Genomic DNA, 12,102 nt, shown 5'->3' on the forward strand with positions numbered 1-12,102 from the left:
AACCCCTTTTAACTATCACCAAAAAAGACAGACAAGTATGTATTCCTTACGCTTGTCGGAAAATAACCCCTAATGCTTTCACTTCTATACTTTCTTACCTAGGCCTTAGCAATCAGTTACACTGGCACTATTATTCAAACGCCTTAATTGAAGGTGTACTTAGATCACCTGTTTATAGAAAAAGAGAACATATATGAGCTTTGCCTCTTTAGGACTTCTTAAAGAAATTACTAATATTGTAGTTCAATTAGGATATGAAATACCGACACCAATACAAAAAGCAGCGATTCCAGCGGTTCTCGCCAATAAAGATCTTATGGCTGGCGCTCAAACCGGAACAGGGAAAACCGCTGCTTTTGCTTTGCCTCTTATCCATAATATTTTACTAGAAAAAAGAGACGATGACGTATCTAAAATTCGAGTTCTAGTACTTACGCCAACCCGTGAACTAGCCCAGCAGGTTCATTCCAGTTTTGTAGAATATAGCAGAGACCTAGAGATTAAGTCGGTTGTTGTCTACGGAGGCACCAGTATTAATGTACAAATTGATGCTTTAAGACGAGGTTGTGATGTTTTAGTTGCAACTCCAGGTCGATTGCTTGAGCTGATTATGAAAAACCTCATCGATTTAAGCTCTTTGCAAACGCTCGTATTAGATGAAGCAGATCGCATGCTAGACATGGGATTCATCATTGATATTCAACGTATCCTTAAAAAACTCCCTAATGAACGTCAAACCTTATTCTTTTCAGCAACTTTCAACGACGATATTTTTTCCCTAAGCAAAAGCTTATTAAAAAAACCACAATTAATTGAAGTAGACAGCCGTAACACCACAGCAACTCAGGTCGAGCAAACGGTTTACGCCGTCGATGCAGATAAGAAAAGTGCATTACTTTCTTTCTTAATTGGTTCAAAAAACTGGAAGCAAGTCCTGATTTTCACACGTACAAAGCAAGGTGCAGATGAACTCGCCAAAGAAATGCAAAAAGATGGTATTATTACTCAATCCATTCATGGAGATAAGTCCCAAGGTGCTCGTGACCGAGTATTAGCGGAATTTAAGGAAGGCAAAGTGCGGGCATTGGTAGCAACCGATGTCGCTGCACGAGGCCTAGATATTGAGCAACTACAATATGTAATCAACCATGAACTCCCTTACAACGCTGAGGATTATATTCACCGGATAGGAAGAACTGGCCGTGCGGGAACAACCGGACTGGCCATTAGTTTAGTTACCGAAAAAGAACGCTATTTATTAACTGATATTGAGAAATTAGTTGGCGAGCAATTCGTACCACAATGGCTTCCAGGCTTCGAACCAGATTTAAACAAGCAAAGTAGTTCTCAAAAAAAGCGCGAGCCTTCTAAGAAAGAACTTAGAGCGAAAGCACTTGGTCTTCACTCTAACAAAAGCAAGAAACCAAAAAGTAAACGCCCTTATAAAAATAGCAAACCATAGTATCGTATATTTCATAGAGCTCTGTTAATTAGACAGACTCTATGAAATACCTTCCGTCTATAATTCCTTATCTGCTGACCCCTTCTATTTTTTATCGCTATTATCCTCACCTCTCATTTTTCCTTGTCTCCTCATAAACACATAAATCTCTCTTAATTTTTTATTAATTCAGTCATTTTCTGTTTTTTTAAAACGAAAAATTTATTATTAAAGGTGTTTATTTATTATTTAAAAAATCAATAAATCCACTGTAAATTTATTGTCAATTCACACAAATACACGTAATATTTACTGAACACTCTACACAGTAATATAAATAAGTTATTAATTGTGAAGACACTAGGAAGGAATGAAGATATGAGTAAAAGCAAAACAGATTTATTGGACGCAAGATCTGAAAGAGAGTTGGCTTTTTATTCGGATTATTTGTTGCAACATATACGAGCTGCATCACCAAGACACCTACGCGGTAACTCCTTAGCAGAACGTTTAAAAAACCTGAATGATGAATTAGAAAGTTTGATTGAAAAAAATCGAGCGCCTAAAATTTTCCCCACTCAAATGCGTGCAGCATTTAATTCGACTCAACTTCCTCTGAGTGATTTTCGCTGGATTGATTTAAAGAATGAGCGTTTGTGTAATTGGGTTTGGTGTTACCTAAAAAGCGCAACAAAAATACCAGAAGATGGACAAGAACCGGTTTTCATTAAGGCGAATAACTCAGAAGATCGCATGGTCAATATGAGCCTCTTAGCGACAAAAGCGTTTAATATAGAAAGAAGTACTACTGATGAAAGACTAACTGACATTCTAAATGCTTTTTATGGAGGAGAAGCCGATGCCCAGCAACAAGAAGACATCCTTGACCACTTAAAAGTAAAATGGCAAGAAGTGCGTTCAAACGAAGCCATAGTCAATTGGCTAGAGGACAACAATCCGGCCCATTGGACTTGGGCTTGGTCATATCTACAAAACATTACCCAAAGGCCACTTGAACCAGCATGGATGCCAATTAATGACGCAGAAAAAAAAGCAGCGGTTATTGCTACTATCGATTTATCTGATAACGTAGACCGTAAAGTCCTCGTCATTGATAAAATGAAGAAGGCATGGAGTCAGAAAAAATTTCGCGAGAAGTCGAGTGGCAGAAAACCTTACAGTATAAGTATGACACTCAACACAAAACAAAAACTAAATGCGTTAGCTGAAGAAAATGGTATGAAGATCAATGAAATGATTGAGTATCTAATAAGAAATGAATTTAAAAAACGTGATAACCACGAATAGACTTGTTCACCACAAGGTGAAAAGGATTTCGCATCGCCAGCAATAGAAATCATATTAATATTTCTGGTGGTTTCATTTTTCATTTAATCACTGTATAACGAGCCGCATGAAAATCCCTAAAAGAATACAACCGCTCATCGAAGATGGATTAATAGACGAAGTCCTTCGACAGTTAATGAGTGGCAAAGAAGCAACCGTCTACGTGGTACGTTGTGGATCAGAAATCCGCTGCGCAAAAGTCTATAAAGAAGCTGGGAAACGAAGCTTTAAACAAGCTGTTCAATACAGAGAAGGCCGAAAAGTTCGTAATAGCCGTCGCTCACGGGCAATGGAGAAAGGCTCTAAATTCGGTCGAGACGAGCAAGAGAATCTTTGGCAAAATGCTGAAGTTGATGCCTTGTATCGCTTAGCAGCGGCAGGAGTGCGTGCACCAACACCTTATGGCTGCTTTGATGGTGTCTTATTAATGGAACTTGTCACAGATGATGACGGTGAAGTTGCACCTCGCTTAAATGACGTGGTTCTAAGCGCAGAACAAGCTAGACGCGACCACGACACCATTATAAAAGACATTGTCCGTATGCTTTGCGCAGGTTTAATTCACGGTGACTTGTCTGAATTTAACGTGCTAGTTGATTCACACGGTCCGGTTATCATTGATTTACCTCAAGCCGTTGATGCCGCAGCAAACAACAATGCTGAATGGATGCTAGAGCGAGACATTAATAACATGCGCAATTATTACGGTATGTCTGCTCCTGAGTTACTTGAAACAAAATACGCCAAAGAAATTTGGGCGCTATTTGAAGCTGGTAAATTAACCCCAGAAACAGAACTAACAGGTCAATTCGATGAACCAGAAGAAGAGGCTGATGTTGATTCTGTTCTTACAGAAATTAAAGAGGCGTTTGAAGAAGAGCAAGAACGCTTGGCTCGCATCAATGCAACAGATGACGAAGACTAAAATCCTCGTCTAGCTGTTTGTATATCTCTAATAACCTTTTCCAATAATGCGGTTAATGAAGGCACGATCGATTAACCGCATTATTCATTACACTTCATTCACTACCATTATTCGATTTAGTTAAAACTCGAGAAAACTACTATGTAGTTTTCTGTTCATTGAAATTGAATTATCAATGGGAGTATGTATAATCCCGCTCCAAGTTTGACCGCGAGGTCAGATGATGTGCAAAACACACTTAACTAAAATGAAAGAAAGCTCATTCTTAAACTGTTATGAGTATTTCTATTTGGGTTCCCTCACCCCAATCAAACGAAAAAGGTCACAATATGAGTAATTTCACACCTGTGCAGAAAGCGAAAGCTCTGCGCTACCTTGCTATGTTCCACCTACTGGTCATTGCATCAAGTAATTATCTGGTTCAAATTCCCTTTACAGTGGCTGGTTTTCATAACACTTGGGGCGCATTCACTTTTCCTTTTATCTTTCTTGCAACCGACCTGACTGTACGAATTTTTGGCGCGTCATTGGCTCGTAGAATCGTTTTCTGGGTCATGATTCCGTCGCTTATCGTTTCTTACGTATTGTCTGTGATATTCGCTCAGGGCGAGTTTCAGGGCTTTGAACCACTTTCGTCATTGAATGACTTTGTGGCACGCATCGCGATTGCGAGTTTATTGGCGTATTTACTTGGTCAGGTGCTTGATATTCAAGTGTTTGATCGCCTTCGCCAACTAAAACAATGGTGGATTGCACCAGCGGCATCAACCTTATTGGGAAATGGATTAGATACCTTGGCTTTCTTCGGCATCGCTTTTTACCAAAGCCCTGATCCTTTTATGGCTCAGCATTGGCAAGAAATTGCAGTGAATGACTTTGCCTTCAAATTAATTATCAGCCTTGGCTTGTTCATTCCAATGTACGGCATTCTGCTTAATTATTTAACGAAAAAAATCACCACAGTAAAGCTGTCTAACGTATAAAATCAAACTCGGCTTGCTGTTAATCGAAAAATCTCAGTCCCAGAGGTCACCGTATTGATCTCGGTGACTGAGATAAACCCTTAGATCGAATTCTAATTGATGATAGTCTGGTTCCATATAGCAACAGAGCTTATAGAAAGCTTTATTGTGATCCTTTTCTCGAAGGTGTGCCAATTCATGAACCACAATCATTTTAAGTAAAGGCTCAGGGATTTTTCGGAATAAAGATGAGATACGAATCTCATTTTTGGCTTTTAGCTTACTACCCTGTTTTCTCGAAACATAAGTATGTAACCCAAGCGCGTTATTGATGATATGAATTTTATCGTCGTAAATAACTTTGCTGATAGGTGGGGAACTACGCATAAACTCACTTTTAAGATCCATAGCGAATTCATATAGTCCACGGGTACCATTAAGATTATGTGCTTTAGGGTACTTTTTAAGAAGCCAGTTTCCTGATGACCCTGAGGCCAACAAATCCTGAGCTTGCTTTTGCACTTGAGCACTGTATCCATTGAGGTAACTTCGTATGCCGTTAGACAGGTCTTTCTGGCTCATGATTCCTGCTATTCACATTACTAAATGTATTCTTTGAATTACGAACTTGTCACCCAAAGCTGCACTAAAAAATAGTACATTAATTTTGAATTGCATTTAAATCAACGACTTATTACCATGACATTCTAGAGAAAGCGCACAATTCCGCCCTGCATCTTTTGACTGATACAAAGCCTTATCTGCTTGGCTTAATAGCTCATCGACGGAACAATATCCGCTTTCTTTGTAAGCAATCCCTAAAGACACCGTAATATGAATTTCCTGGTTATCAGAGCTCAATACAATACTTTCTTCTATTGCCACCCTAAGTTTTTCAGCCACTTTCATGGCGCCTTCTTTCCTTGTCGATGGCAATAAAATAGCAAACTCTTCACCGCCAATCCGAGCAATAATATCGTTCTGTCTCAAAACAGATTGACTGACTTCAGCTAATTTTTGCAACACCGAGTCACCAGCCTTGTGACCATAAGCATCATTTACATCTTTAAAGTGATCAACGTCCATCATGATGATAGACAAAGGCGTGCTATCAAAAAGTGTTTTATTTAGAATACTCTCGCATTGCTGGAGAAAGCTGCCTCGATTCGACAACCCTGTAAGATGATCAAAATAAGCTCTCTTTTCTAGCTCTTCTTGCGCCTTGAAACTTTCAATCGCTATGCTTACCAAGTTACTCGCGAAATTAATAAGCTCAAAATCCTTCTCTGTAGGAGAAGATGGTTCGTGTTTATAAATAGCAAAACTACCTAATAAATCCCCCTTCGAGGACATAATGGGGTCAGACCAACAAGCAGCAACATTTGCTTTTTTAGCCAACTCAGCAAACTGTATCCAATTTTGATGTGTCGAAATATCTTCAACGATAACTCGCTTACCTAGATACGCCGCAGCACCACAGGAACCAACATTTACACCAATTTTTAAGCCATCGACAGCTTCGTTATAAAAATCAGGAAAATCAGGTGCGGCACCAAGTCTTAAACATTGCTCAGTTTTATCAAATAACAACACACTACAAAGGGAATTGGGACTTTCTAATTGGATCTGCTTCACTATGACGTTTAAGATATCTTTCAATGCTGAACTTTTTGCAACCATTTCAAGCATATCGCTTTGTGTTCGTAATCGCTTTTCAGCAATCCAATAATCTGTAACGTCGTTGAAATACCACAATCTTTTCTCACCAACGGTGGAGAAACTCATACTGACCTGTTTAATGGATCCATCTTTACAAAGAAGTTGTGTCTTTAGATCTTCAGCAGACGAGTCACTATTACTACTTAGGACCCAAGGCTGGATTACCTTTTGAAAAAAATTATCATCATTAGAAACTCGTAAACACCAGGTACGAATATCAGGAAGGTCTTGCAGCGTAAAACCGAATAACTGATTAAACCTCTTATTAATGTATTCCACTCGACCAGAAGAAACATTCGACCACCCAACGGCAATCGGCGTCGTATTTAAAATATCTTCTAATCGAATGTCATTGTTTATTGTGTTGTGTTCCATACAAATTTCCACGAAAAGCATTCTTATTGCGATACAAAATCCAATCTTATCGCTCGCCCTCCAATTAATAAGTAATCGACCATTCGATTCAATATTGAACTGAAGGTTTTTTGTATGTTTTTTGTACGTTGCTTATACCACTCACTCACTAAGATTAACGAATGTGGTTACCATATCAACCAATTAAATCATTCAAAGCTTTCCATAACTTAGGAGTAGCAGCCCAAGTAAGATTACCATCCAGTAGACCGTTATTTGTAAGGAAATTAGATGTTTTACCTCCTGCTTCTTCGATCAATAGCAATCCAGCTAAAGCATCCCAGCTATTCAGATGCGACTCATAATAACCATGCACTAAACCAGATGAAACATGGGCTAACATTAACGCGCCAGCACCAAACCGCCGATGCTCAATATCCTTTTCATCTAACTTTAAGAGAAGGTCAAAATACTCTTGTAGTGGTCTACGATTAGAACGACCAACACCTATGATGGCATAGCCTTCATCTGGGTCATTAATTGTTAACTTTACACCGTTTAAGTAAGCACCTTTATCACGCTGAGCAAAGAAAAATTCGTCTCTGTCTGGAGCATAAACAAAACCAATTTGAATGCTCTTTTCAACCACGTACGCAACAGAAATACACCAGTAATCCATACCTTGAAGATAATTCGTTGTGCCATCAATTGGATCAATTACCCAAACACCGCTCACCTGATTTTCATTACCAACAACCAAACCGCTTTCTTCTCCTAAAAAACCATCATTAGGAAACAATGAGTGGATTACTTGTTTCAATTCATTTTCAACACTGACGTCAGCTTCAGAAACGAAATCTTGTCTTCCTTTCATCGTGACGGACAGTCCGGCTTCACGAATTGCCTGAGCACGTTTTCCCGCCTGTTTAATCGCCAACTCTAAAATTTGGTGTTCATGTTCCATTCTATGGATTCCTTTTACTAATCAATGCAAGGTCTGGCGAAGTGTGTCTCATCACTAATTTCACAGGAATTTCTTCGAAACGCTGCTGAATATGGGGTTCTTGCCCTCTTGATTCTAAACAGGCTAATACCTGTCGAGCGGTCTGTTCCACGTCCTGATGAATCGTGGTTAAGCGATAACTGTATTGCGCTGTTTGAAGCGTATTGTCGAAACCAATAATGTGGAAATCCGTTGGTGCGTCAAAACCATTTTCACGCATACCATCCAAAAACCCACACGCAAGCTGAGCATTAGCGCAAAAAACACCCTCTACTTTTTCACCTTTTGCACAAAAATCATGAGCCGCTTTTCTACCGCCTTCATAACCATCTATCTCCGTGGTGATATCTAAGAAATCAGACTCATCAATCTTATTTTCTTCAAGCATTATTCGACGAAAAATTTCACCACGATTAATACCAGACCAAGTTGAATTTTTATAATTCAACCAACCTACACGGGTACAGCCTGAGCTAATCAATTGCTCAGAGACCAAGGTCGCCGCCATACAGTTATCTGAACAAACAAAATCCACGTCAGGAATATCCATATGTCGATTGATACCGACCACAGGAATATTATGCTGCACACATTCTTTGACTAGATCTGCGGGCGGCTGACCGGATGTCACTACAACGCCAGAAACACGAAATTGCGTGAAACGTCTAATGGTCATTTCTAACTCTTCGGCATCACGTACTTCCGTCACTAACGCTTGGTAGCCTTTTCGTTGGATTTCGCTAAGCAAACCTTCCAACAAACTGCTGCGAAAAGGATCACTTAAACGGGCAACAACCACACCAATTAATTGACTGCGCTTACGGTTTAACCCTTGCGCTAAGAAATTTACTTGATAGCCAAGCTCGTTGGCTGCTTTGAGTATTTTCTCACGGGTTTCTCTGGCAACGCTGCCGTTATTACTGAATGTTCTAGAAACCGCTGCACGGGAAACACCAGCCAATTTGGCGACGTCTTCCGCCGTAACCGAACCCCGTTTTCGAATATTCTTCAATGTTTTGCTCCTTGTCTCGTAGAAAGGGCATCCGTTAACGTCGTGTTAAATGTTCGCTGAAGATAATCTTCATCTTCTAAATCAATCACTAAACCATCTCGACTTAAAAATAAATTCGGTATTTGTTGTGCAGCGTCATAAAGGCTCGACATCGCACCATCAAAGAAATGATAAATCCCTAAGGCTTTCGCACCCGTTTCTTTAAGTAAGCGCTCACAATCAGGTAAATCACCATGAGAAGAATCCGCAGGCAATGAATCAAAAGACGCACATTCTTGAAAAGCCATGTCTACGTTTTGCATTAACGCTTGGCTCTCAGAAGTAGGTCGACCATCACCACTGAAGAACAAAGTATGTTGATCAATCTCGACCCGAATCGCGCGATTGGCCATTTCATGCTGTGTATTGGCAGTACGGATCTGCCAATGCTTCCACTCGAAAGCATCCTGAATATCTTGCCAATGAATCTCGAAACACACTTCTGTCTCGGGCCAGACGGATAATGCCACCAAGGCTTCTAATGATTTTCTCTGCTCAGCTTGGCAAAAAATCGTCAATGATTCAGTGCGTTGAAAGCTTTTCCATTGGTTTATCAGTGCCGCCAATCCAGAGCTGTGGTCTGGATGAATGTGTGTGAAATAAATCACCTGTATGTCATTTACACCAATATTGCGCTGCCAAATCGCTCTTGGGACCGTTGGGCCACAGTCGATGAGCCATTGATTTTGCTGTGAATCGATAATCCTAATGGAAGAAGTGTTGTTGCGTTGAGAAAACGCACTACCACAACCAATCACGTCAATTTTCATACAGTCCCACCAAGATATTTTTTTTGTTTAATTAAATTGTCACAAAGATCCGACAAAGTAGGCCTCCATCATGTCGGTTATAGATTGCATTTTTTTACAGAACTGTGAACACGTGTTCATTTTACATAAAAAAGTGAAAAAAGATCTCCGGCAAACGTTTTATCGCACTTGGAGCAAGGCATGGCGCACTTACATATAGAAAACTTACAAGCTGGCTACGGGAATAAGTTGATCTTGAACAACATCAACTTGAACGTCGAGCAAGGGGAAATGATCGCCTTACTTGGGCCGTCCGGCTGCGGAAAAACTACCTTACTCAATGCGCTATGTGGTTTTGTCCCTGTGAGTCAGGGTGAAATTTTTGCAGGTCAACGCGCCATTTCCCAACTGCCCGCTGAAAAACGCAATATCACCATGGTGTTTCAAAGTTACGCACTGTGGCCGCACATGACAGTGTCACAAAACATTGCCTACGGTTTGAAAGTGAAAAAAGTAAAACGCGCAGAAATAGACGCTCGCGTAGCTGAATTATTAAACATTGTAAAACTCAATGGATTAGAAGATGAAAAGGTAACCGCTTTGTCTGGCGGACAACGCCAACGCGTCGCCTTAGCAAGAGCGTTAGCCATTCGCCCTGATGTATTAGTACTTGATGAACCACTCTCTAACCTAGACGCCAAAGTAAGATTAAGCGTACGACATGAAATAAAAGCCTTACAAAAGCAACTTGGTTTTACCTCTCTGATCGTCACCCACGATCAAGAAGAAGCGTTAGTCATGGCAGATCGTATTGCCGTATTAAACCAAGGACGAATCGAACAAATAGGTACACCAGAAGAAATTTACCATCATCCGAGCACGCCTTTTGTGGCCGACTTCATGGGGGCAGATAATCACATCGAATGGCCAACATCCGATGAAGCATTTGTCTTAAACCTTGGTAGCCAAATCGATTTACCTTCCGAACGATCCAGTCTGTATTTTCGCAGCGAAAATGTTCGTATTTCAACTCAAGAACCCCAAAGTGGCGAACAAGGCTTACTCATCAAAGGCGTCGTCGAGCAAAGTGCTTTCTTTGGCAACAATTACCGAATTAGTGTGCGCTGCGGGAAGCACACCATACAGGCAGAACACGATAAAAATCTGCCTGAACAGACTCCCGTAACTTTACGTGTTCTACCCAATGCACTGCATATTTACGCACAAGACGTTGAAAATTCAGTGTTTCAGACAACCATGCCATTTCAGTCAAATCAATGAGGATAAATCATGTTCTATAAAACGAAGATAGCTGTACTTGCCGCCATTGGTCTTACCCAATTTTCAGGTTTTGCGCAGGCAGACACTACATTAAATGTGGTCACTGCAGGCAATCAAAACATGGTGGATTACGTAAAATCGTACCTAGCCCCAAAATTTGAGGCGACACACCCGGGTGTAAAAGTGAACGTCGTAGGCACAGGTCCTGGCGATGCAGGCTCCCATAAAATAAAAGAAAAACTGTCCGCTCAAAACAGCAGTAATTTGGACACTTGGGATATTGATGTTGCCGTGGTTCACCAAAAAATTGGCGGTGAAATGGTGGAAGGTGGTCTGCTTTCCAAATATCGCACAGATATTAACACTGGAAAAATGGCGACTCGCGATAGCGCGAAGAATGCTCTTGGCGTTAACGTCGAAGGCTATGTGATGCCTATGTTCCATAGCCAAACTGCGATTGCCTACAACAGTGATTTTGTCAGTAATCCACCAACCTCTTATGACGAACTTGTGACTTGGACTGAAAAACACCCAAAATCTTTTGGTTACAACGGCATTAAAAACGGTATGTCAGGTGTGAGTTTTGTCACTGGCTGGATTTATGCCTACGGCTCAAACGCAGATAAATTATCCTCTGCACCATACGATAAAAATCTTGCCACATCTTGGAACAAAGCTTTTTCTGAGCTGAAAGAATTCAACAAGAATATTACTTTTACACCGGGTAACGCAGGCACATTAGATATGTTAAACCGTGGCGAAATTTTCATGGGGCCAGTATGGGTAGACATGTTCTACAGCTGGAAAGCCCAAGGCAAAATCCCACCATCCATGAAACTGTCTTTGATCGCACCAGGCATGCCTGGACAACCTATGTATTACGTCACGCCAACGAAAGCAGCCAATCCAGAACTTGCTCGTGAATTCATCGAACTGGCAACCAGTCCAGCAATACAAGCGGAAGGCATTGTAGAACGCTTTAACTGGTATCCAGGCATCGATGCAGAACACGTAAAAAACAAGTTAGACCGCGCAACATGGGAAAAACTGTTTGCTGAAATTACGCCAAGCGATTTGGCCAAGTACGGCAAAGGCTTCCCAATCGGACCCTACTTTGATGACATCAAAGAAGGTTACGAGCGTAAAGTCTCTAACTAGCTTTTAAGTTTTACTCGACTAGCGCCCTGAGCAAGATTCCTGAGGAGAATTGTTCAGGGCGATTTTATCCTGCGTTCGTTATTGGAAAAAGAAACATGCGTCAAACGACATC

At 40.7% G+C, this 12,102-nt stretch carries 11 protein-coding genes; 6 read left to right on the top strand and 5 right to left on the bottom strand.

Annotated elements, in window-relative coordinates; genetic code table 11:
* Window positions 1–193 precede the first annotated feature (193 nt).
* From AC0L3Y_RS04910 to AC0L3Y_RS04925, 4 genes are all read left to right on the top strand, one after another.
* A complete protein-coding gene (locus tag AC0L3Y_RS04910; protein ID WP_473469471.1) occupies window positions 194–1,462 on the top strand; it encodes a DEAD/DEAH box helicase in 1,269 nt (422 codons plus the stop codon).
* Window positions 1,463–1,819: 357 nt separating this feature from the next.
* Window positions 1,820–2,749, top strand: a complete 930-nt coding sequence (locus tag AC0L3Y_RS04915) for a hypothetical protein (RefSeq protein ID WP_473469473.1) — start codon at window positions 1,820–1,822, stop codon at window positions 2,747–2,749.
* Between the two features lie 106 nt (window positions 2,750–2,855).
* Window positions 2,856–3,713, top strand: coding sequence for a PA4780 family RIO1-like protein kinase (locus AC0L3Y_RS04920; protein ID WP_473469475.1), 858 nt, complete (start codon window positions 2,856–2,858; stop codon window positions 3,711–3,713).
* A gap of 329 nt (window positions 3,714–4,042) precedes the next feature.
* The gene (locus AC0L3Y_RS04925; RefSeq protein ID WP_473469477.1) at window positions 4,043–4,696 is read left to right on the top strand and encodes a 7-cyano-7-deazaguanine/7-aminomethyl-7-deazaguanine transporter; all 654 of its coding nucleotides are present in this window, start codon (window positions 4,043–4,045) and stop codon (window positions 4,694–4,696) included.
* 33 nt (window positions 4,697–4,729) lie between these two features.
* On the opposite strand, the gene AC0L3Y_RS04930 is transcribed toward AC0L3Y_RS04925, so the two are convergent.
* The 5 genes from AC0L3Y_RS04930 to AC0L3Y_RS04950 form a co-directional block, all read right to left on the bottom strand.
* Window positions 4,730–5,257 (bottom strand): M48 metallopeptidase family protein, encoded by a 528-nt coding sequence (locus tag AC0L3Y_RS04930; RefSeq protein WP_473469479.1) that lies wholly within the window; start codon window positions 5,255–5,257, stop codon window positions 4,730–4,732.
* Between the two features lie 96 nt (window positions 5,258–5,353).
* Window positions 5,354–6,769, bottom strand: a complete 1,416-nt coding sequence (locus AC0L3Y_RS04935; RefSeq protein WP_473469481.1) for a bifunctional diguanylate cyclase/phosphodiesterase — start codon at window positions 6,767–6,769, stop codon at window positions 5,354–5,356.
* Between the two features lie 175 nt (window positions 6,770–6,944).
* Window positions 6,945–7,712 carry an inositol monophosphatase family protein gene (locus AC0L3Y_RS04940; RefSeq protein WP_473469484.1) on the bottom strand — a complete coding sequence of 256 codons (768 nt, stop codon included), beginning with the start codon at window positions 7,710–7,712 and terminating at the stop codon, window positions 6,945–6,947.
* Window position 7,713: 1 nt separating this feature from the next.
* On the bottom strand, window positions 7,714–8,763 hold the full coding sequence (locus AC0L3Y_RS04945) for a LacI family DNA-binding transcriptional regulator (RefSeq protein ID WP_473469487.1): 1,050 nt from the start codon (window positions 8,761–8,763) through the stop codon (window positions 7,714–7,716).
* Window positions 8,760–9,572 carry an MBL fold metallo-hydrolase gene (locus AC0L3Y_RS04950; protein WP_473469489.1) on the bottom strand — a complete coding sequence of 271 codons (813 nt, stop codon included), beginning with the start codon at window positions 9,570–9,572 and terminating at the stop codon, window positions 8,760–8,762. The genes AC0L3Y_RS04945 and AC0L3Y_RS04950 overlap by 4 nt, the downstream gene beginning before the upstream one ends.
* Window positions 9,573–9,752: 180 nt before the next feature.
* Here AC0L3Y_RS04950 and AC0L3Y_RS04955 point away from each other — a divergent pair, with 180 nt between their 5' ends.
* Both AC0L3Y_RS04955 and AC0L3Y_RS04960 read left to right on the top strand, forming a co-directional pair.
* Window positions 9,753–10,832 (top strand): ABC transporter ATP-binding protein, encoded by a 1,080-nt coding sequence (locus tag AC0L3Y_RS04955; RefSeq protein ID WP_473469492.1) that lies wholly within the window; start codon window positions 9,753–9,755, stop codon window positions 10,830–10,832.
* A gap of 9 nt (window positions 10,833–10,841) precedes the next feature.
* Window positions 10,842–11,990, top strand: coding sequence for an extracellular solute-binding protein (locus tag AC0L3Y_RS04960; protein ID WP_473469494.1), 1,149 nt, complete (start codon window positions 10,842–10,844; stop codon window positions 11,988–11,990).
* Window positions 11,991–12,102: the final 112 nt, after the last annotated feature.

It is taken from the genome of Marinomonas sp. GJ51-14 (assembly GCF_055808695.1).

Coding starts and splice junctions, on each gene's coding strand:
- AC0L3Y_RS04940 (WP_473469484.1), bottom strand. CDS start 7,712: ATGGAACATGAACACCAAATTTTAGAGTTGGCGATTAAACAGGCGGGA.
- AC0L3Y_RS04930 (WP_473469479.1), bottom strand. CDS start 5,257: ATGAGCCAGAAAGACCTGTCTAACGGCATACGAAGTTACCTCAATGGA.
- AC0L3Y_RS04925 (WP_473469477.1), top strand. CDS start 4,043: ATGAGTAATTTCACACCTGTGCAGAAAGCGAAAGCTCTGCGCTACCTT.
- AC0L3Y_RS04920 (WP_473469475.1), top strand. CDS start 2,856: ATGAAAATCCCTAAAAGAATACAACCGCTCATCGAAGATGGATTAATA.
- AC0L3Y_RS04935 (WP_473469481.1), bottom strand. CDS start 6,769: ATGGAACACAACACAATAAACAATGACATTCGATTAGAAGATATTTTA.
- AC0L3Y_RS04960 (WP_473469494.1), top strand. CDS start 10,842: ATGTTCTATAAAACGAAGATAGCTGTACTTGCCGCCATTGGTCTTACC.
- AC0L3Y_RS04915 (WP_473469473.1), top strand. CDS start 1,820: ATGAGTAAAAGCAAAACAGATTTATTGGACGCAAGATCTGAAAGAGAG.
- AC0L3Y_RS04950 (WP_473469489.1), bottom strand. CDS start 9,572: ATGAAAATTGACGTGATTGGTTGTGGTAGTGCGTTTTCTCAACGCAAC.
- AC0L3Y_RS04955 (WP_473469492.1), top strand. CDS start 9,753: ATGGCGCACTTACATATAGAAAACTTACAAGCTGGCTACGGGAATAAG.
- AC0L3Y_RS04910 (WP_473469471.1), top strand. CDS start 194: ATGAGCTTTGCCTCTTTAGGACTTCTTAAAGAAATTACTAATATTGTA.